This is a genomic window from Maridesulfovibrio sp., from assembly GCF_963676065.1.
GTDB lineage: Bacteria > Desulfobacterota > Desulfovibrionia > Desulfovibrionales > Desulfovibrionaceae > Maridesulfovibrio.
The window spans coordinates 1,484,051-1,504,737 of sequence record NZ_OY780933.1 but is presented as its reverse complement, the minus strand read 5'-3'; the positions used below and the strand labels follow the sequence as shown (position 1 = coordinate 1,504,737).

Here is a 20,687-nt window from a genome sequence, read left to right as displayed (position 1 = left end):
AAAAAAGAATGCCCCCGACAAATCTGCAAGAATCTGAGAAACTTACCAAAAAGAATCTATTCCCTGCTGACGGAGGCACATATATTACATACCGGATTCTTCTTTTTTCAATGCTTCAGGAGAAAGGGACCAGAAAGGGGTACCGTCCTTGGTCAGGCGAAACTTGTATTTACGCTCCTCACCTGCCTTGAGCTTGGCAGCCATATATTCATACTCGCCATTGAGTTCAATCAGCACGCCGTAGACTTTTACCCGCACGCCGGGACGTAAATCCTTGATACGCGGTTCAACAAAGTCCTTGGGGCCGAGATGCACCAGCACTTCCTCGCCGTCTTCCTTGTCTTTCACAAGAACTGCGATTCCTTCAGCCATACCGTCCATAGGCGTGATATTTTCAATATCAACCAGTGTTCCCTTAAAAACATCACGGTCGGTGTTATCGTAAAGATTGTCATATTCACTGCCTTTTTCCCAGCCTTTGATGTTCATCTCACCGGCAAAAGCCAATGAAGCGGAAAGAAGCGTAAGACAAAGAACCACCGGAAAAAATAATCTTTTAAACACAATAAAACTCCTTTGAGATCAGACTACTTATTCAAAAGCCATTTGCTGAAAGCACGCAGGTTGACCAATTTTATATCTACGGTGGCCCCGTTGTGCATGAAGTCGGTACGTACGAACTCGACAATTACCTTCCCGGTCTTCACATCCACAAGGAAAAGCCGAATAAAATCACTGCGGGAATCAGCCATGGAAGCATCGTCCCTCATGGCATTATCCGCAGATATATCGTAGAGCAAGGCCAGATCAGCATCCACTCCCGTGAGAGCGGACCGGACTTCGGAAACAACCGGATAATAATTTCCATACTTGCGACGTTCCCACAAGCCGGATTTGCGAATATTATTCAAAATCTCAACATCACCGCCGTTCACTGCATACGTAGACCATTTCAATTCAAAGGCTCCGGCCTCTTTACAGGCGTTCAGCAAAGACTGGGTCATGCGCCAGCGGTACTTAAAATCAAAATTCATGGTCGTTGTATGCCAAGGCAACAATGCCAGTTTATAAACCTTACCTCCGGTATCAAATGGAGTTGTGTAGCTATAAGCACGGGTACAGGAAACACAGAGGAGGCAAAAAACCAGAAGCATCAATAATTTTTTCATGACTACCTCATATTTTATAGAATTGCCCTATTTTATCCCGGCTGGGGGCATATGTCCATAGGACCTGAATAAGCTTGGCGTTCACAGCGTTTATCGTTACACTCCAGCAATTTTTCAATGCGGAGGAAAAAATGTCCGGTAAAAAGAAGGCCCAAAAACTTTCCAGAAGAGGATTCCTGTTCGGCGGATTCAGGAAAAAAGAAGATCGGGAGCAGCCGCAAAGTGCGGCCAAGCCCATTGCCGCCAAAGAGCTGAATCTCGATACTCTCGCCGAAGCCAATGTGGCATACGAAAACGGCCGTTATGAAGAAGCCGCAGCCAAGTACTGTGAATTCATAAAAACAGAACCGCAAAACGCTGATGCCCGCAAGAGATACGGTCACTGCCTGTACAAGATCGAGAAATACATTCAGGCCAAAGTGGAATTTGAAAGGGCTATCCGTATACTCGGCAAGGATAATTTCTCCTATCTTTACCTTGGGCTGGTGTTATGCCGCGCCGGTGCGGGGAAAAAGGCTGTGCCGGTCTGGAAACTATATTTCGACCCTGAAAACATCACCCTGCAACGTGAAATCAACCTTCAAATAGCCCTGATAGAAGCAGACCCCGAAGCATCAATAGATGACGCCGCCGATATGGTAGAAAAAATCATCGAAGAAACATCGGCGACAGCTTAATGAGAAACGACTGACCGTTTTCACGACAAGATTAAGCTGGAGTACCGCTGATCCCGGCAATAATCATTGCGCTGCCAGCTCTCCTAAACGGCGTACTCCGGCCTGAATCTCAGCACTCCAGAGTGCTCCGCTGGAAAGGCGGATGTAGTTTGAAAAAACATCCTGCGGAGAAAAAACTGTTCCGGGCACTATTCCGATACCTTCTTCACGGGCCTTGAAAAAAAGTTCAACCCCGTCTTTTCCTTCAGGCAGCTCCACCCAAAGAACCGAGCCGCCCTTAGGACTGGTTACCTTGGAGCCTTCAGGGAAAGCGAGCCCAATCTCTGCACGCATCTTCTGCATCTGGTCCTTCATGGCCGCACGCAGCTTCTTAAGATGACGGTCATAAAGAGTTTCGCGCAGGTAACGGGCGATGGCCATCTGAGTGACGGCTACACAGGAAACATTGGTCGTGGCTTTGATCTCGAGGGCCTTTTCCAGATATCGGCCCGGTGCCAACCAGCCGACCCGGTATCCGGGGGCAATGGTCTTTGAGAAAGATGAACAAAGCAGCACCCCGCCGGATCGGTCATAAGATTTGAAGGTGCGGGGCCGGGAATCACCGAAATAGATCTCCCCGTAGACATCATCCTCTACCAGCGGCACCTTGTGGTCCGCTAGGATTTTAACAATCTTGCGTTTGCGGTCATTAGAAGTCAGGCTACCGTCTGGATTATTGAAATTAGGAGAGAAGATACAAGCCTTGATGTCAAAAGTACGGACAATTTCAGCAACCCGGTCCGGGTTTATGCCCTTGTCCGGGCAGGAAGGGATTTCAATTGCCCGCAGTCCCAGATTTTCCACCAATTGTAGAAAGCAGTAATAGGACGGCGACTGGATAAGTACCAGATCACCGGGGCGGGTCAGAGTGCGAAGGGAAATATACAAGGCCTCCATGGCTCCGGTAGTAATGACCAATTCACCGGCGGTAACGTTCGACCCGCAATCCACTGAACGGAATGCTATCTGCCTGCGCAGGTCGAGGTTGCCGGGTATCATTTCATAGCTGGCGGTATCATAGGGATTATCCCGGATAACACTGGTCATGATCTTGCTCAGTTGCCGGGTCGGCAGCAGCTCTGCATTTGGACAAACCACACCCAACGGAAGCAGGTTTTTATTCCCCACTGTTTCAAGGGCGGTCCGAATCAGCTTGTTCTTGGTAACCAGATGTGGTTCAAGCTTCTGGATGGTCGTAATCTGCGGGGTGGGAATAGTTCTAAATTCACTGCGCACGTAGTATCCGGAGCGGGGCCGAGACTCGATCAGACCGCGTTTTTCAAGCTCTTCGTAAGCGTGGGAAACAGTTGAAATGGAGACTTTGAGGGTTTTGCTCATCTGACGCAGGGACGGTAGCTTATCACCGGGCACAAGATCCCCGGCTTCAATATGTTTTGAAAGTTCCTGCTCCACTTTTTTGTATCTGTACTGACTGTCTGAACTGTCCAGATTCATATACTCTACCCTCATTCTCGCCATCTGTTATGGTCTATATTTATAAAATCTGTATCTGTACTGATGTCAGATTTTATGTAGACTGACAAGTAAATCAAAAATCTGTTGTTGAAATTTAATTACGCCGGAGGTAACCGTGGAATCGGTCATGAATTCCCAAAAAATAAAACCAAAAGATTCGCTGGCAGCGGCATTCAAACAGGCTCTGCCCATCGTACTGGGCTATCTGCCTGTGGGCTTCGCCTACGGGGTGCTGGCCCGTAAATCTGGTCTTTCCATAGATAACACCGTGCTCATGTCGCTGATAGTCTTTGCGGGGTCAGCTCAATTTATCGCGGTTAGCCTTATCGCGTCCGGCGCATCTTCCCTTACGGTGATTCTCACCACCTTCATCGTCAACCTGCGACATATGCTCATGTCCGCGGCTCTTTCCCCGTATCTTAAAAAATGGAGCAAAATGGAACTGGCCGGATTCACTTTCCAGCTTACGGACGAAAGTTTTGCCGTACATTCCACCAGATTTGCCAACGGCGACATGCACAAGGGCGAGACTTTTCTGATCAATTCAATCGCGCAACTTGCTTGGGTTGGCGGAACCGTTCTGGGCATTTTCTCAAGCACGCTCATAAGCGACGTAAAGCCAATGGGTCTCGATTACGCACTGCCGGCAATGTTCATTGCCCTGCTGATCTTTCAGATCAAGGATAAGAGCCACGTCGTTGTCGGAATAATTACCGGGCTTTTGTCAACCGCATTGACTTTGACCGGGGCCGGGCAGTGGAATGTAATCATCGCCACCCTGATCGGGGCGACCCTTGGCGCGGCATTAAAATGGGGGAATAAATAATGGACCAGCAGACAATACTTTATACACTTTTCGGTATGATGGCGGTTACTTATATCCCGCGCATGCTTCCGGCAATGGCCCTTAGTTCACGCGACCTGCCACCCATCGTGGTTAAATGGCTTTCCTACGTGCCCACGGCGGTCCTTTCCGCCCTGCTGGCCCCCTCATTGCTCGCTCCAGAAGGAACTATTGATCTTAGCTTCAGCAACATTTATTTATGGGTGGCACTGCCGACCTTTGCCGTAGCTATGTTCACCCGCAATTTCTTCGGCACAGTGGCTATCGGCATGGGTTTGGTTGCCGCAGCACGCTATTTTTTATAATTCCCTAAAAAAAGGATTTCAAAATGATCTCAAGAGATGAAGCACTTGAACTGCTCAAAGAAAATGTAACGGAAGAAAACCTGATCCAGCACTCCCTCGAATCCGAAGCCGTACTTGGAGCACTGGCAGAAAAACTGGGACAGGATGTACAGCTCTGGTCCATGACCGGTCTGCTGCACGATCTTGATTACAGCCAGACCGCTGAAACTCCTGAAAAGCACGGCCTGATCGCCGCTGAAATGCTTGAAGGAAAACTGCCGAAAGAAGCAATTCAGGCCATTCGCGCCCATAACGGTGAAATGACCGGTGTACCCCCGCAGTCAGATTTCGATTTCGCCCTGCGTTGCGGAGAGACCGTAACCGGACTTATCCACGCCAACGCGCTCATGCGCCCGGAAAAAATGAACGGCATGAAGCCCAAAAGCCTTAAGAAAAAGATGAAAGCCAAGGCCTTCGCCGCCAGCGTGGACCGCGAAATTATCAAAGAATGTGACAAAGTCGGACTTGAACTGGGAGATTTTTTCACCCTTTCTATTGAGGCCGTAACTAGTATCGCTCCGGAAGTAGGTCTTGATTAAAACTGAGCCGGAAGAATCGGTCTAGAATAATTTTGCAGCCACGTGCTCTCTGAAATAGGCATAGGTCAAAGTGAAGTCATCCACATTGTGAGGCTCAAGGGTGAAGGTCGGCAGCGGGTCCAGTTCAGCGATGCGGGAAACAATGTGCTCCCAGTTCATACTTCCCTGCCCAAGGGCGAGATGCTCATCTTTGCTGCCGTGATTATCATGCAGGTGCATGTGCTTGATGTGGGGAGCAAAAGCATCAAACCAGACATCAAAGTCGTCATTCTCCGCGCCTTTGGAAAAAGAAAACCAATGCCCAAGATCAAAGCAGATACCTATGTTCTCACGATTAAGATCGGCAACCAGCCGGGCAATTACATCGGGAGTAAATTCATAGGTATTCTCTATGCAAAGCGGTGGATGATCCGGCCATGAGTTGCTCAGCCGCAAAATACCTTCCACACAATTGGCATAGGAGCGTTCAAAGAGTGGCGGTTCAAGCCATGAAGTGAAGGAAGGATGCATGACCATGCGCTTCGGGCCAAAAAAATTTGCGAGTTCAAAAGCGGAAAGAAGTGTATCAATAGATGCGGTGCGGATGGCCGGATTCAAACTACTCGGCTTGAGATCGAGAAAAGGCAGATGCACAGTACACCCCAACCCGGCTTCGCGGATACGGTCCCTGACTGAGATCAACCAGTCCATGCTCAAACACTCATCCCCGAGGCAATCCAGTCCAAGCTCGGGCTGGATTGCATTTTCTATGAAAAAGTCAAGATAATGCGGGGAATTATAAATATAGCGCAAAGGCAGATTTACAAAACACGTTTCAAACTCAGGCCTCATTCGCGGACTCCCTTCCGGCCTGAACTTTCTACTGATCCTGCCGGTTCTTAAGATAATCAGTTCCCTCTAGAACCATCTGCCCCACTGGGACAAAAGTAGTAGAGTGACGCATGGTCAAAACCGTTTTTCTGCCGGACTGCACATCAAATGTTTCGCCCCATGCTACCGGGATATTATCAACAAAAGGCTGAATTTTGCAACGGTTCCCGTTACTCCAAACATCTTCCAACACGTAAGTATCAGGCCGGAGCGGTACTCTTTCTCCATTCTTCCAGTTAACCAGATCAGGGTTGCCGGCTTCGTCCTGCAACTCAAGAGCCTTAATACTGCGGGGCACAATGGACAAATAAAATTCTGAACGTTTTTTACCGGGTGTTTCACGAACAACTCTGTACCGGGCAAGACCGTCCTGAGAATCAAGCTTATATTTCTCCATAAAATTGGAAGGATCGGCTATTATCTCGTAACCCACATCCTGACCGCTATTAACTGTCACTGAAGCTACGAATCCTTTAAGATTCAATATTTCTTCACTGCTGCTGCCGAGGATTCCTTCGAGAATAATCTGGTCACCTTCAACTGCCGGCAGGGTTCCCCCTGCTCTGATAAACCGGGGCTGGCCATTCAGCCAGCAGAGAAAGACAGGTCCGTTCACTTCCGATAAGTCAGACCGGCTGCCTTTCCAGCGGACACGGGCCTTAGCCTGCCTGCTGCCGTCAATGCGAACCTCAAGGGCCGGGAACTGCGACAAAGCCATGCGCGGCGCGGTGAGCAGATTAAGGTTGGGCCGGTCGCTCGCGAAAACAGCCACTGCCGGTTCAAGACCTGAATCAACCACTGCCTTACCGGAGGTGGAAACAGGTGCTCCGCGAACCAGCTCAATACTGTTTCCCCGCAACGGTTTGCCGTTGACCAGAATCTCAAAATCCTGCCCTTTTTGATTTTTGGGAAATGAAAATTCAGGGACATCCAGCTCGATTCCGAATTCCCGCAATAGGTAAACCGTGGCCTGCAATTGCTGACGAACCTTCCAGCCAAGATCCAAAATATCCTTGCTGACTTCAACGGCCATAGCCGGAATTCCCCGCTCATGCAGGGCGTAGCAGGTCAGGGATTTAAGCATCTCGGGATACTTGGTGGCTTTAGCGAAAGTTTTGGTATTAAAAAGAGTAAACCAATATGATTTATTGCTTATTTTGCTGTTGAGTTTTTTGATTGCACGCTCACACATATCCGCAAGCCGGATATCTTTGTACACTGCGGCATCAATAATCAAAGACTGCCCATAGCGCTTAGGATTGCGCAGATTGCTCACATACTTGGGATTGTAAAAACCGCTGCCTTCATGAAGGTGGATAAAGCCCTCGGCACCGGAAATTAAAAAACGAATAGCTCTGGCGAGGCGATCTTCGTAAAAGCTGTTGTATTCCTTGTCGAAACGGCGATTAAGATCAACATTGATCTGGCGGGCGCGTCTTAAAATAGAAGGCTCGTTGGCCCGTGGAACTATGATCAGACTTCCTTTACGCACTTTGCAGCGGGTCAGAAGCTGGGCAGTAAAAAAACCGGAAAGCTCATCACCCTGTATACCTCCCTGCACCATGATCACCGGGCCGGGCTCATCGCCGAACACCCAGGTAACCCGAAGGGGGTATTGTGTACCTTCAAAAAAGGTATAATTCCTCACCTGTTGCGCCTTCGCAGGAAGGGCAAGACAAAGGACAAAGAAACTAATTAAGAAAGCGCGATAAAGGATATACTTCACTGAAAATCAACTCACCCTTGTTTGTAGTGATCATCAACCTTACTCCGTACAGATCATCAAGCTCCGAGCCTGAAGGCACGCTGAAACGGGTCCTGACCACTTTAAACCTCTGGATATGGAAAGACATATCATTGTGATTTGCCTTGATCTCAACACTTTTGCCATCGTTCTTAATAAGCGCGATTTTAGCCAACCCGCTCAAGGCAGAAGCTGTCTGCAGATTATTCAGGTCGAAACTCAGAGCCAGTCTGCCGCCGGACTTACGCAGCTTCACATTTTCAACCCCGGCCCGCATCAGATTTTTATAGAAGAGAAGTTTATCCAGATTCACCGCAGGAGTGGATTCAACCTTTTTTTCTTCTACAGGTACCGCGGCCAGAAGAGACTGCAGTTCATTAGGGTCGTATGAATCTAGAATCTTATTAACATTTTCAAGCCGCTCCAACTGTACAGAAGCGTCACTCAAATTTTTCTGAAGCTCAATTTTATCCTGTTTAAGATGCATGTTCTCAGTCCAGAACGTGTATCCGGCCCAAGCCCCAGCACCGGCACAAATCGCCAGCAGGATGACAATCCACAGAAGGACCCGCAGCCAAAAGGGACTGAGGCGGTAGCGCTTGACGCTGTCGTCATCGCGCATAAATAGAACATTATACTTGGTATTACCCATTAAAGCTTTCTCCATTGTTCATCTACAATCAGCCAACCATCCTGCTCAGGGCGGAGAATAAGTGTCTTCAATCCCTTATCACTGTACCCAGAGGAATCGGAGTATTTCTGTCTGAAAACGACCTCCAGCCCCTGTGGGTTCTCATGCAGGGTCGGTTTACCAAGATCAAGGGTAGAAGGGCTGCGCTCTTTCCAAATGGATTGTTTATTCTCCCTGATGGAAGAGACTCCTTTTATGCGTCCCTGTCTCGCTTGGGAAGCATACAGAGAGAGGTACTTATCAATATCAGCGGAAAGCCAGCACTTCTTCCATTCAGCAAGAAAATCTTTCACACCCGCCAGCTTTGTTTCCAGATACCTATTCCTTAGAGATCGGATAGCCGGACCGTATTCTCGGCCGACAATTTTCCATACGCCGTTCACTTTCTGCCAGTACAGTCGCTTTGCAGAGGAAGAGGAGAGTCTGCCCGAACGATAATACTGGTCGAACCATGTAACCCAGTAATCAGGGCCACGCAGGGCGTGCAGGTTATAAATTTCGATATCAATCCAACCGGCATGAGAAAAAATCCTTTTTTTCCTGTTTTCAAAGGCTCTGAAAGGACGCCCTTCCGACTTGGCAAAAAGTTTCGGAGCATAGGCAGCAAAGAAATCACTATCACGTGCTTCCCAGTCGGCAATCCATTTCCGGACCTTTTTCTCCAGCTGAGCGGATTCTGTGGACTGCACTTCTTCGCCGTTACTCCAGCCGACATTTTCACCGATGACAACAGGCGCACCGGGCTTGATATTGTGATCGAGGTAATCAATGTCCGAATTGACCAGAGCCACGCAGCCTTTGGTATCCATGGGAACAAGTTTCTTGCCACGCCCGTGAATCCATATACCGTAACCGGTTTTACCTTTTATACGGTCAACCGGATTCGGAAAATCAAGCGGGAAAGCCATATCTCCGTAAAGTTCAAAATCCTTAAGTCCGGTTCTTTTCCCGGTGATGAAATAAACACCTTCCGGAGTCTTCAGGTCCCCTTCAATTTCCTTATCTCCGGCAATCTGCCCGGTAGCGCAGGTAAAGCTGACTTCAGCATGCAAAGGGCTCTTGTGGACCAGCAGATGCAGTTTCTGGGATTCCTTATCCACCGCCAGAACATAATCAGGAATCAGCGGGGTCGATTCGATTACAGGCTTCCATCCTTGAGTATATCCCGTAGAGGTAAGTCCTGTCAGCAGAATACATACTGCTGTAAAAACTCTCAAAAAATATATCATACCGAGCCCGTCACTCCATCGCCCGTAAGCACAAAAGACGAAATTAAAAAACATTAACAAAACTTCCCAAAACCAGAGATGCACTTATACAGGTGATCAGAAAATTAAAATTCAACGCTGTGACAACTATGCGAAATTTCGGTTTCTATCACCATCACTACAACAATTCCCAATGATTAAAAAGCTGCTTTTTATCACTCTAGCACAAACACAGTAGTCCTGCAAAAAAGAACCCCCGGAGCAGCTTAAACGACTGCACCGGGGGTGATAATCAGTTTAAAATGAGAATTTTCAAACTATTCACCGAATACTCTTTTGAAGATCATATCTTCATAACGGGTGTAGTAGCCCATATCAAAAGCTTCATCGAGAGCACCGGAATCAAGGTGGGAATTGATGGTTTCATCCTTGCGGACTTCATCAGGGAAGAAGACCTTGTTTTCCCAGCAATGCATGGCTACTTTCTGTACCATTTCATATGCTTTCTGACGCTCAAGACCAGTTTCGACCAGCGCGATCAGTACCCGCTGAGAGTAAAACAGTCCGTAAGAAGCCATGAGATTACGGTCCATGTTGTCACCGTTGATCTTCAAACGCTTGATAACTCCGGTCATCCGGCCAAGAATGTAGTCAGCGAGAATGGTGGAATCAGGCATAATGACTCTTTCCACTGAAGAATGACTGATGTCGCGTTCATGCCAGAGCGGCATGTTTTCCATGGACACAAGTCCGTTGGTACGCAGCAGACGGGAAAGACCGCAAAGGTTTTCAGCGGAGATGGGGTTCTTTTTGTGAGGCATGGCCGAGGAGCCCTTCTGGCCCTTGGTGAAACCTTCCTCAACTTCCAGAACCTCGGTGCGTTGCAGATGCCTTAATTCCACGCCGAGACGCTCAATACCGCCGCCGAGCATTCCAAGCGCGGTAAAGAAATCAGCATGGCGGTCACGCTGAACAATCTGGGTGGAGATGGGATCAACTCCGAGACCGAGCAGTTCGCAGGTAATGCGTTCCACTTCAGGGTCAAGCAAAGCATAAGTTCCTACCGCTCCGGAAATTTTGCCTACGCTGACACTCTTCAAAGCATCGGCGATACGCTCACGGTGACGGGAAAACTCGGCGTAGAACCCTGCCATTTTCAAGCCGAAACTGGTGGGCTCGGCATGAATGCCGTGGGTACGGCCCATACACATACGACCTTTATTGGCGTGAGCCATTTCCTTGAGTGTGACCAGAAATTCGTCGAGGTCGTCCAGAATCATCTTACCTGCGCGACTGAGCATAACCCCGTTGGCAGTATCCACAATGTCGGAAGAAGTGCAGCCAAGGTGGATAAAACGAGAGGAAGGACCTACCTTCTCCTCCACTGCGGTCAGGAAGGCGATAACATCGTGTTTGGTCTTCTTTTCAATTTCAAGGATACGATCCAGCTCGAAATCAGCCTTTTCACGGATAATTTCCATGTCCTCTGCGGGAATTCGGCCAAGTTTATGCCATGCTTCGCAGACAGCGATTTCAACTTCAAGCCAAACCCTGAAACGGTTTTCCAGAGTCCACAGTTCACCCATTGCGGGACGGGTATATCTTTCAATCATTTTCCCTATTCCGGTTAGTTGTTGAAAATGTGAGAATATGTTCGGGACGATCCCGCCTACTATATTATAAACAGCAGGCCGAGACAAGATGCAGGTTGTTTTCGCGAAGCAGCAATATCTAAAAAAGCCAGACGGCCCGGAAAACACCGGGCCGTCTGGCCTAATATCAGCTAACTTGATGCGCTGTCGGAACTCTTTGTGGAAGAATCCGAGGAAGTTGATGCACTGGTACTGCTTCCCGCCGGACTCGAGTTACCGGTTTTCCCGGCAGCTGAGTCGGTTTTACAGTACCCTGAAGAATACCAGCCTCCGCCTTTCAGAACAAATGAGGAATGAGACAGCACCTTGGTGGCAACTCCACCGCATACCGGACATTCCAGTTCTTTATCTTCAAAGCTTGTCTGCCACTCTTCAAATATCTGCTGACACTCATGACATTGATATTCATAAATCGGCATAATATCCTCCAATAAAAAAGGCGCGCCACACCTCAACGTCGAGGCCGGCGAACCTGTCCCTGCATATGAGGGGCTCTGAACCGGATCAGTCCCGCAAAGGACAAAAGCCAGTGCGAGAACTGAAACAATTCAGTAAAAATAACCTAGCTTGCTGCTGCGGCTTTTGCTTCTGCGATACGAGCTTTAATTCTTTTTGCTTTGCGGTGACGTTTACGCTGAAGTTCTTTCTTTCTTTCGATCTTTTTGTGCCTACCCATCTGGAGACCTCCTAAATATTTTTTCGTACTTGCTGCACGATTGAATGCTGCAAAGAAAGTGTCATTACCCCAAAAGAAGCACTATTGTAAAGAACTTAAGTTAACGCAATCCGTCAGGCTTATGCCGTCCGGGACTTAAATATTTTTTTCACAAATCAAAACGTTGAAATATCTAAACAAAAGAATCTAAGCTGTTTTTTAGGACTTGACTAGAGCCCTCATCATGAACATATAAAACTTCCTGCCGGAATGAAGCATTGTAGAAACACTAATATTTCCGGCTAAAAGCCTGTGAGGAGAATACCATGAAGAAAGCCAAGACCAACAAAGCATTTGATAAAGCTGTTGAAGATATAACTGAAGTTTTCATGTTCGACCATTGGACAAGATTTTATTTTATCTTTGAAGAAGATAAAAAACTGATGGTCAAAGTTCCTGAAGAAGTCTGTAATCAGGTGGATAAAGAATTCCCCGGATTAAAAGGCCTGCTTGATCTGATGAATAATGACGAAATCGATCAGCAGAGATCAATGAAAATCGTCTGTTCTTATATCGGTTCCCGGTTTGACGGTTCAAAATACAGTGATAAAATCGTACCTAAAGTTTTCGATTCCAAAGCTTTCAAAATGGAAATGTACCTGTTCAATCTCTGGATCAAAGGTCATGAATCCTATCTCGAATCGGAAGTAATGTCTTTTGCAGACTGGAAAGATCTCTACGCAGGATGGCGCGAGCAGGACGAGGTTAAAAACTATGTTGAAAGACTGGGAAATGCCGGAAGCGGAGCGCACATTCAGCCTCCGACCTGCTCCACAGTACAATAAAGAATCATTTCATATGCAATAAAAAAAAGGGACTCACGCTACGTGGCTCCCTTTTTTTATTGGATAATCCTTCTTGCACCAATGTAATACTTGCGCCAGTAATTATTTTTCATGGACTCCTCTCGCACGACAGAACCGCTCTTAGGACTGTGGATAAAGGAATAACCATTCCCTGAATAGACCCCTGTATGGAGACTCTTCCCCTGTCCCGGAACTTTAAATAAAACGATATCACCCGCCTTAATACTACTTTCCGGCACCGCCCTTCCCGCATATTTCTGCTGCCATGAAACTCTTGGGACATCTATCCCGTGCCGCCTGTAAACCCACCAGACCAGACCGGAACAATCAAACCCCCTACCGGGAGAAGCTCCGCCCCATCTATAAGGCTTCCCTATCTGGGCACGGGCAGTCTTCACAACCGAATGCCTCAAAGCAGCTGAACCGGAAGAGAGATTTACTCCGGGGACAGGTCCGATGACTCTTTTTCCGCACCCAAAGAGAAAAAAAGCTATTACGCAAAAAGATATCAGCCTCAAAATCTTTTTTTTCACTTATCTCCCCCTACTCATAGCATAGTTTCTACCTCGAATAATCGGCATTAACAATAGATTTAACCACTACCATCAAAAGAGAAGGTTAAATTTTTCACAATATTTTTTCCAATTATCAGCTTTTTCTATAGGTAGTTAAACCCATTCCAGCTCAATTAGCAGTTGACTTTTCTTCAAATTTTGAAGACAAATTTCTACTGTTTAGGTGATAATAGTGAAACATTCTCAAGAGTTACACGAAACCTAAAAAGTTAACACGGCTGAGGTATTTTTTCCAAAATCTGGTACAACATCGCGTTACAGTGAGGTCCGTATGTTGCCCATGATGTTAGTTCTGGCCATCTTGTTGCCCTTGGTGGCTGCTGTCGGCTGCTATTTCCTGCGCGTAAGCGCGATCAGGACTCTGATCGTACTCTGCACAGGTGTAGTTCTTGCCGCGGTCTCCCTTGCCCTGCTCGGTCAAGGGTCATTTACCTATTCTCCAGGTACAATTGTAGGAGTCCACTGGGATTCCCTCGTAACCCTGGCGGATTTTGCCCTGCTTTTCGTAATGCTTTATTACGCGTTCAAACTCAAAAATCAGATGATCAAGGTTTTCGTAATCCTGCAGATCATCCCGCTTGCTGCGTTTGAGCTGTTCGTTGTCGACCATGCGGTAGAGACTCCCGCTATCTTTGCGGATAGCCTTTCTCTTATCATGGTTGCAATCATCTCAATTATTGGATCGCTTATCTGTATTTTCGCGATTCCTTACATGAAAGAGCATGAAGAACATCTGCACCTTGTAAAATCACGTCAACCGCAATTCTTTTTCTACCTCGTTCTGTTCCTCGGAGCTATGAACGGATTGGTACTTTCCAACAACATTCTCTGGCTCTACTTCTTCTTTGAAGTGACCACCTTCTGCTCTTTCATGCTCATTGGGCATGATCAGAACCAGATCGCGGTTAAGAACGCAACCCGCGCCTTGATGCTTAACGCACTCGGCGGTGTCGCTTTCGTCTTCGGTATGATCTGGGCCTACGCTGAAACCGGCTCCCTTGACCTTCAGGTCATCATTCATGCCGGTCCTATGGGCGGCCTTATGCTTGCTCCTCTGGGCCTGCTCTGCCTCGCCGGATTCACAAAAGCCGCTCAGGTTCCTTTCCAGAGCTGGCTGCTTGGAGCGATGGTTGCGCCGACTCCGGTCTCCGCGCTGCTCCACTCCTCCACCATGGTTAAAGCCGGTGTATACATCGTTCTGAGACTCGCTCCCGCTTACGCAGGAACATTTCTCAGTCAGGGCGTGGCTCTTTGCGGTGCGTTCACCTTTCTGGCATGTGCTGCTATTGCGATCAGCCAGAGCAATGGTAAGAAAATTCTTGCCTACTCGACTATCAGTAACCTCGGTCTGATCATCTGTTGTGCCGGCTTGAATTCAAGCTGGGCTATCACTGCGGCAATCATTCTGATTATCTTCCACGCTGCTTCCAAAGCTCTGCTCTTCCTGTGCGTCGGCACAATTGAGCACGGCATCGGCAGCCGCGACATCGAAGACATGCACGGCTTATACCTCAAGATGCCCCGTACTACGGTAATCACCATAGTGGGCGTACTTACTATGCTGCTGCCTCCCTTCGGCGTCCTGCTCGGTAAGTGGATGGCAATCGAATCCGCATCCGGCGACATGTTCGTCATCACCATGCTCGCTCTCGGCAGTGCTGTTTCGCTGGTCTTCTGGGCCAGATGGGCAGGTATCCTGCTTACTGCACCCCTGCGCGACAAGGTTCCCGCGGAATCACAAAGTATACTGACAAGACTGACTCTGACTACCCTTGCATGTCTCGCGGTGGCTATGTCTTTCTTCTCACCCGTAATCTACACCAAGCTCATTGAACCCATGGTCGGCAAAACCTTCGAAATCACTGCGGGCGTATTCGCATCACCAATAGGTGTTTTTGCGGTCTACCCCATATTCCTCGTGCTTGCCGCCGTGTTCATCTACTCATGGATTGAGACCAAGAAGTCTGCAAGCGATAAGACTTCCCAGACATACATGTGTGGTGCCAACGTTCCTGAAATAGGAGTTCAGTCCTTCATCGGCCCCATGAATACTCCTGTAGAACTTAAGGCAAGCAACTACTACATGAAGGAGTTCTTCGGTGAAGAAAAACTCACCCTCTGGGTAAACTTCGTTGCTCTTGCTCTCATAGTTCTTATGCTGGGAGGAGCACTGTAATGAAAACAATCATTCTACTTATACTCGGCATTGTCATTGCTCCTATATTAGGCGGCCTGATTTCCGGTATTGACAGACGCATTACCGCGCGCCTGCAATCCCGCTTCGGCCCGCCGATTCTGCAGCCTTTTTATGATGTTGCCAAACTGTTTGGCAAAGACAAGGTTGTCAGTAACTTCTGGCAGGTTTTCTGCTCATGGATATACCTTGCTGCAGCAGCCCTGTCCGTAGGCCTGCTCTTCGCAGGAACTGACCTGGTCCTGATCTTCTTTGTTCAGGCTATCGGTGCTGTTTTCCTGGTTATGGGCGGTCTTTCAACCCCGTCACCTTACAGTCAGGTCGGTGCACAGCGTGAACTGATCCAGGTACTTACTTACGAACCGCTCCTCATCCTCGTTTTCGCATCCATTTTCATGGTGACCGGAAGCTTCAGGGTTGACGCGATCATGGCTTTTGACCAGCCTCTGCTTGTTCAGCTGCCGCTAATGTTCGTTGTTCTTGGATACGCGCTGACCATTAAGCTGAGAAAATCACCTTTTGACTTTTCCACTTCCCATCACGGGCATCAGGAACTGGTCAAAGGGCTCCTGACCGAATTCTCCGGTCCTTATCTCGGCATTATTGAAATCGGCCACTGGTACGAGACTATCTTCATTCTCGGAATCTGCGCTCTCTTCTGGCACACCAGCCTTGTTGGTTGCGTACTTCTGATCGTCTCCACCTACTTTGCGGAGTTGGTCATAGATAACACTATGGCGCGCATGACATGGCGCTGGATGCTGAAATACGTATGGAGCATCGGTCTGGCCATGTCTTTCGTAAACCTCATCTGGCTGTACGCAGGTTAAGCTTATGTTCAAGAAATTCATTGGAAGTTCACGCGCCAAGTCTCCGTGGGTCATGCATTTTGACTGCGGAAGCTGTAACGGCTGCGATATCGAAGTTCTGGCATGCCTGACACCGCTGTACGACATTGAACGTTTCGGCATTGTCAACGTGGGTAACCCCAAGCACGCCGATGTCCTTCTGGTAACTGGAACCGTCAACCACAGAAACGCAAAGGTGTTACGCAACATCTATGATCAGATGCCTGACCCTAAAGGGGTTATAGCCATCGGAGCCTGCGGACTGTCCGGCGGTATTTTCCGCGAGTGCTACAACGTCATAGGCGGTGTAGACAAGGTTATCCCGGTTGATGTTTACGTCCCCGGTTGCCCGGCGAAACCCGAAGCCATCATCGACGGCGTGGTCGCAGCCCTTGCCAAGTTTGAAGGCCTCAAAGGTTAAACATTACGAGGGGTAAGATCGTGATTGAAAATCAGATAGATGTAACTCTGGAAAGCCTGGTAGGCGAAGTATCCAAAATGAAGAGTACCGGCCAGCGTATGGTCACTCTCTCCTGCACCAACATCGGTGGCGGTAAAGCGGATATCATCTACCATTTTGATAAAAACGAAGTACTCACCAACCTGCGCCTGACCGTGGACATGGACAACCCCGTGCCCTCTATCAGCAGCGTATACTTTGCAGCACTGCTTATCGAAAACGAAATACAGGACCAATTCGATATTAAATTCGAAGGCCTTGTGCTCGATTTCGGCCGCAAGCTGTATCTTGACGATGAAATAACAATCGTCCCCATGTGTAACAACACAAAGGCGATGAAGGTAAATAAATAACTCGTCTTCCCGGATGAACCCAAGACGAAAACAACTATAGGGTAAATTATGGCACGTACCATCATACCTTTCGGTCCGCAGCATCCGGTTCTCCCGGAGCCGCTGCATGTGAAGCTTGTCGTGGAAGACGAGATTGTACAGGAGGCCATTCCCGCGCTCGGATACGTTCACAGAGGTCTGGAAAAACTCGCTGAAATTCGCGATTACCACCAGATGATTCAGGTTGTAGAACGTGTTTGCGGAATCTGCTCCAACATCCACTCAATGTGCTACTGTCAGGGCATTGAAGAAATAATGGGAATTGAAATTCCTGAACGGGCTAAATTCCTGCGCACCGCGTGGTCTGAACTCCACCGCATGCACAGTCACCTGCTTTGGCTTGGTCTCTTTGCCGATGCATTCGGCTTTGAAGCCCTGTTCATGCAGTTCTGGCGTATTCGCGAACGCATCATGGATATCAACGAAGCCACCACCGGTTCACGTGTAATCACTTCCGTGAACATCGTCGGCGGTGTCCGTCAGGACCTTACTCCTGAAATGTGTTCCTGGATTCTTTCCGAGCTCGATGCAGCCGAAAAAGAAATCAAGGAAATCCAGAATACCATTCTCAACGACTACACAGTATGCACCCGTACTAAAGGTGTCGGCGTTCTGACTAAAGATCAGGCATACGACCTCGGCGCAGCGGGACCGACCCTGCGCGGTAGCGGTGTTGCTTCTGATATGCGTCTGCTCAAGTACGCAGCATTTGATAAAATCGACTTCGAACCTATTGTAGAAAACGACGGCGACTGCTGGGCACGTTCCACAGTTCGTTTCCGTGAGACTCTGCAGTCCGTAGATCTCGTGAGACAGGCCCTTGCTGGCATGCCTCAGGGTGACATCGCTGCTCCATGCAAAGGCAATCCCGAAGGCGAAATCATAACCCGCGTGGAACAGCCCCGCGGAGAATGCCTCTACTACATAAAAGGTAGCGGCAAAAAGTTCCTTGACAGGGTCCGCATCAGAACCCCCACGTTCGCAAACATACCGCCTCTCCTGGCGATGCTTCCCAACTGCGAACTGGCTGATGTTCCGGTTATTATTCTGTCAATCGACCCGTGCATCAGCTGCACGGAACGCTAGGAGGCCGAGACATGCTTAACATGACTCCCACTGTACTGAAGAACCTCCTTTCAAAGAGCTCCACGCGTATGTATCCAGTGGAAAAGCGTGAGCCCTTTGACCGATACAGAGGTGAACTGTTCAATAACATTGACGACTGCATTTTCTGTAAGAAATGCCAGATGAAATGCCCTTCTCAGTGCATTACCGTCACTAAAGACAAAGACAGCGGAACCGGCACATGGACTTGTGATCCTTTCGCATGTGTCTACTGCTCCATTTGCGTTGACCACTGCCCGACAAACAGCCTGTACATGAAACCTGTACACCGCGCACCGTCCGCAGAACGTCAGATGATGGAACAGACCGGCAAAGTCAAACCGCCGAAGAAAAAAGCCAAGAAGTAATTCAAAGCTTAGTTCGAACTATAAAAAACCCCCGCAATCATAAGATTGCGGGGGTTTTGCTATAATCGCCATCCTGCAAATAAATCGCGCCGATTCCAGTTCTATATGAAACCGGTCACATCCTGCCCCTGCCGTCAAGAAAATTAAAAATCATCGTCTTTTTCAGCCTTAAATTCCAGAATATCACCGGGCTGACATTCCAAAACCGTACAGATTGCATCAAGAGTGCTGAATCTTATAGCTTTGGCCTTTCCGGTCTTAAGCACAGACAAATTCTGCGGAGTAATTCCAACCGATTTCGCTAATTCCTTGGAAGAAACTTTACGCTTAGCCAGCATTACATCGAGGTTGACAAGTATCGGCATATCAATCCCTTAAATGGTTAATTCAGCTTCATCCTGAAGCTTGCGCCCTTCATCCATAACCCATGATATGGCCAGAACGACACAAGCGACAACGATGTTACCCATATTGGTATCGTCAAAAGAAACGCAAATAAGCCTCTCACCTACCGCATTATTCATAGTTGCAATATACGAAGCCGCGGACTGGATAAAGGGATAGACAATCTCTCCTATGAGCAACGCCCATGCTGCTTTTCTGTAACACATAGAGTTGTCGGCAGTGAAAATTCGGCCATGTGAATAAAGCTCGAACAATTTGACCATCTGCCAGCAGCAATACATTTTCAGAGCGGCGTACGGGACAGAGACTAATGCTCCAAATACTTTTTGCTCGCCAGTCAACCCCGACAAGTAATCAGGGTCTATTACGACCAAAAATTCTGAAATAAAAAACGATTGCGGGTTACCATCAAATAAAAACCATCCGGCAAACTCAAGAATGGGGATGACTATTAATGTCAGTAAAAATGCATACTTTAAAAAAATACTCATCTTCTTAATGTTTTCCATCAGTGCCTCCTTTTTAGTAGTTTTCCCCTCACCCACTTACCGTATTACATAAAGTAGTTATCGTTTGTCAATAACTTGATACCGTGAAACATAAACTTCCTTTTATCAAAACGCCAAAAAAAAGACAGCTGAAACAAGTACAACTGTCTTATTTTTAGAACTCTGGTATCCAGAAAATTAAATTGAGTTTAAAGAAAATAACATTCGGAAATTTCAGGCAGACTATCCCAATCAGGTGAACAGAAGGCAGTAAACCAAGGGGTTTCTATACGCAGGCAGTGTAATTTCATTGATCCATTTTTACCGCCATATTTGGAATCTCCGATAATGGGAAATCCGCGCGAGGAAAGCTGTACCCTTATCTGGTGGGTACGTCCGGTATGAAGCTTTACGATAAGCAGCGATGCCTTTTCGCCTTTTTTTACAGTACAAACAGAGCTTACGGCCTCTTTACCTGAACCAACCACAACCTTTTCGCGTCCCTTGGGACCGCGCTTTTCCATCATATCCCGCAACTCGGTCCAGTCATCATGAGGCCAGCATCCATCAACCTCCGCAAGATAATATTTTCCACCTTCGCCGTGTTCAGCAAAAAAGACAGACAGATTTTTCTGCCCCTTATGAGATTTACCCGCAAGGATTACTCCGGACGTATCGCGATCCAATCTATGCGCCGGAGCGGGTTTGTAGGGAGCATCAGCAAACATGGAAAGAAGACGGTCCGCGACGGAATCCTCATGCCCTGTTCCACCTTGTGTAGGCAACCCGGCAGGCTTGCAGACAGCCAGATAATCATCGTCCTCATAAATTATCGGTAATGCGGGCAGCTTCTTCCCCTTCGTTTCCTCCGCCTGATACGGCGGGATACGCACCGTCTGACCTTCTTTTACCAGATCGAAAGGCTTGCAACGCCCTTTATCGACCCGCACATTACCTTTGCGAATCCAGCGCATAATGGCCGAACGAGGAACAGCACTGTCCACCCTTCGCTCCAGAAAGCGGACCAGCTTCTGCCCTGCTTCGGCTTTGGTTACTTCTACAAATTCAGCAGCCATTTT

At 48.0% G+C, this 20,687-nt stretch carries 24 protein-coding genes; 11 read left to right on the top strand and 13 right to left on the bottom strand.

Annotation, left to right across the window (positions count from 1 at the left end; translation table 11 throughout):
• Positions 1–84: 84 nt before the first annotated feature.
• Both ACKU35_RS06630 and ACKU35_RS06625 read right to left on the bottom strand, forming a co-directional pair.
• Entirely contained in the window at positions 85–564 is a 480-nt protein-coding gene (locus tag ACKU35_RS06630) for a hypothetical protein (RefSeq protein WP_319764308.1), read from the bottom strand.
• A 23-nt stretch (positions 565–587) separates the two neighbouring features.
• Positions 588–1,169, bottom strand: coding sequence for a hypothetical protein (locus tag ACKU35_RS06625; protein ID WP_319764306.1), 582 nt, complete (start codon positions 1,167–1,169; stop codon positions 588–590).
• A gap of 131 nt (positions 1,170–1,300) precedes the next feature.
• On the opposite strand from ACKU35_RS06625, the gene ACKU35_RS06620 reads away from it, so the two are divergent.
• Complete coding sequence (locus ACKU35_RS06620) at positions 1,301–1,846, top strand: tetratricopeptide repeat protein (RefSeq protein WP_319764304.1); 546 nt, start codon at positions 1,301–1,303, stop codon at positions 1,844–1,846.
• 63 nt (positions 1,847–1,909) lie between these two features.
• Here ACKU35_RS06620 and ACKU35_RS06615 read toward each other — a convergent pair whose 3' ends face one another.
• A complete protein-coding gene (locus tag ACKU35_RS06615) occupies positions 1,910–3,340 on the bottom strand; it encodes a PLP-dependent aminotransferase family protein (RefSeq protein WP_319764302.1) in 1,431 nt (476 codons plus the stop codon).
• A gap of 136 nt (positions 3,341–3,476) precedes the next feature.
• Between ACKU35_RS06615 and ACKU35_RS06610 the strand changes: the two genes are divergently transcribed.
• The 3 genes from ACKU35_RS06610 to ACKU35_RS06600 are packed head-to-tail and all read left to right on the top strand — an operon-like array spanning position 3,477 to position 5,088.
• Entirely contained in the window at positions 3,477–4,187 is a 711-nt protein-coding gene (locus tag ACKU35_RS06610) for an AzlC family ABC transporter permease (RefSeq protein ID WP_319764300.1), read from the top strand.
• Positions 4,187–4,510 (top strand): AzlD domain-containing protein, encoded by a 324-nt coding sequence (locus ACKU35_RS06605; protein ID WP_319764298.1) that lies wholly within the window; start codon positions 4,187–4,189, stop codon positions 4,508–4,510. Before ACKU35_RS06610 ends, ACKU35_RS06605 begins: the two co-directional genes overlap by 1 nt.
• Positions 4,511–4,533: 23 nt before the next feature.
• Positions 4,534–5,088, top strand: a complete 555-nt coding sequence (locus tag ACKU35_RS06600; RefSeq protein ID WP_319764296.1) for an HDIG domain-containing metalloprotein — start codon at positions 4,534–4,536, stop codon at positions 5,086–5,088.
• 21 nt (positions 5,089–5,109) lie between these two features.
• On the opposite strand, the gene ACKU35_RS06595 is transcribed toward ACKU35_RS06600, so the two are convergent.
• The 6 genes from ACKU35_RS06595 to ACKU35_RS06570 form a co-directional block, all read right to left on the bottom strand.
• Entirely contained in the window at positions 5,110–5,919 is an 810-nt protein-coding gene (locus ACKU35_RS06595) for a sugar phosphate isomerase/epimerase family protein (RefSeq protein ID WP_319764294.1), read from the bottom strand.
• 28 nt (positions 5,920–5,947) lie between these two features.
• Positions 5,948–7,606, bottom strand: a complete 1,659-nt coding sequence (locus tag ACKU35_RS06590) for a M99 family carboxypeptidase catalytic domain-containing protein (protein WP_319764292.1) — start codon at positions 7,604–7,606, stop codon at positions 5,948–5,950.
• Positions 7,607–7,649: 43 nt separating this feature from the next.
• The gene (locus ACKU35_RS06585) at positions 7,650–8,354 is read right to left on the bottom strand and encodes a hypothetical protein (protein WP_319764291.1); all 705 of its coding nucleotides are present in this window, start codon (positions 8,352–8,354) and stop codon (positions 7,650–7,652) included.
• Entirely contained in the window at positions 8,354–9,610 is a 1,257-nt protein-coding gene (locus ACKU35_RS06580) for a L,D-transpeptidase family protein (RefSeq protein ID WP_319764289.1), read from the bottom strand. Before ACKU35_RS06580 ends, ACKU35_RS06585 begins: the two co-directional genes overlap by 1 nt.
• 308 nt (positions 9,611–9,918) lie before the next feature.
• Positions 9,919–11,214, bottom strand: coding sequence for an adenylosuccinate lyase (purB, locus tag ACKU35_RS06575; RefSeq protein WP_319764287.1), 1,296 nt, complete (start codon positions 11,212–11,214; stop codon positions 9,919–9,921).
• Between the two features lie 170 nt (positions 11,215–11,384).
• Entirely contained in the window at positions 11,385–11,672 is a 288-nt protein-coding gene (locus ACKU35_RS06570; RefSeq protein ID WP_319764285.1) for a zinc ribbon domain-containing protein, read from the bottom strand.
• A gap of 562 nt (positions 11,673–12,234) precedes the next feature.
• Between ACKU35_RS06570 and ACKU35_RS06565 the strand changes: the two genes are divergently transcribed.
• Positions 12,235–12,753: a hypothetical protein gene (locus tag ACKU35_RS06565; protein ID WP_319764283.1), complete on the top strand. Its 519-nt coding sequence runs from the start codon at positions 12,235–12,237 to the stop codon at positions 12,751–12,753.
• A gap of 56 nt (positions 12,754–12,809) precedes the next feature.
• Here the strand turns inward: ACKU35_RS06565 and ACKU35_RS06560 are convergent, their stop codons facing one another.
• Positions 12,810–13,307, bottom strand: a complete 498-nt coding sequence (locus tag ACKU35_RS06560) for a C40 family peptidase (protein WP_319764281.1) — start codon at positions 13,305–13,307, stop codon at positions 12,810–12,812.
• Positions 13,308–13,620: 313 nt separating this feature from the next.
• On the opposite strand from ACKU35_RS06560, the gene ACKU35_RS06555 reads away from it, so the two are divergent.
• Genes ACKU35_RS06555 through ACKU35_RS06530 form a run of 6 tightly spaced genes read left to right on the top strand, consistent with a single transcriptional unit; the run spans position 13,621 to position 18,715 of the window.
• A complete protein-coding gene (locus tag ACKU35_RS06555; RefSeq protein WP_319764279.1) occupies positions 13,621–15,525 on the top strand; it encodes a proton-conducting transporter membrane subunit in 1,905 nt (634 codons plus the stop codon).
• Entirely contained in the window at positions 15,525–16,373 is an 849-nt protein-coding gene (locus ACKU35_RS06550; RefSeq protein ID WP_319764277.1) for a complex I subunit 1 family protein, read from the top strand. Before ACKU35_RS06555 ends, ACKU35_RS06550 begins: the two co-directional genes overlap by 1 nt.
• Positions 16,374–16,377: 4 nt before the next feature.
• Complete coding sequence (locus ACKU35_RS06545) at positions 16,378–16,812, top strand: NADH-quinone oxidoreductase subunit B family protein (RefSeq protein WP_319764275.1); 435 nt, start codon at positions 16,378–16,380, stop codon at positions 16,810–16,812.
• Between the two features lie 20 nt (positions 16,813–16,832).
• On the top strand, positions 16,833–17,204 hold the full coding sequence (locus ACKU35_RS06540; RefSeq protein WP_319764273.1) for an NADH-quinone oxidoreductase subunit C: 372 nt from the start codon (positions 16,833–16,835) through the stop codon (positions 17,202–17,204).
• A gap of 48 nt (positions 17,205–17,252) precedes the next feature.
• A complete protein-coding gene (locus ACKU35_RS06535; protein WP_319764271.1) occupies positions 17,253–18,329 on the top strand; it encodes a nickel-dependent hydrogenase large subunit in 1,077 nt (358 codons plus the stop codon).
• A gap of 11 nt (positions 18,330–18,340) precedes the next feature.
• Positions 18,341–18,715, top strand: coding sequence for a 4Fe-4S dicluster domain-containing protein (locus tag ACKU35_RS06530; protein ID WP_319764269.1), 375 nt, complete (start codon positions 18,341–18,343; stop codon positions 18,713–18,715).
• A gap of 143 nt (positions 18,716–18,858) precedes the next feature.
• Here the strand turns inward: ACKU35_RS06530 and ACKU35_RS06525 are convergent, their stop codons facing one another.
• The 3 genes from ACKU35_RS06525 to ACKU35_RS06515 form a co-directional block, all read right to left on the bottom strand.
• Complete coding sequence (locus tag ACKU35_RS06525) at positions 18,859–19,080, bottom strand: helix-turn-helix transcriptional regulator (RefSeq protein ID WP_319764267.1); 222 nt, start codon at positions 19,078–19,080, stop codon at positions 18,859–18,861.
• A 9-nt stretch (positions 19,081–19,089) separates the two neighbouring features.
• A complete protein-coding gene (locus tag ACKU35_RS06520) occupies positions 19,090–19,629 on the bottom strand; it encodes a DUF2975 domain-containing protein (protein WP_319764266.1) in 540 nt (179 codons plus the stop codon).
• Between the two features lie 188 nt (positions 19,630–19,817).
• Positions 19,818–20,684 (bottom strand): RluA family pseudouridine synthase, encoded by an 867-nt coding sequence (locus ACKU35_RS06515; RefSeq protein WP_319764264.1) that lies wholly within the window; start codon positions 20,682–20,684, stop codon positions 19,818–19,820.
• Positions 20,685–20,687: the final 3 nt, after the last annotated feature.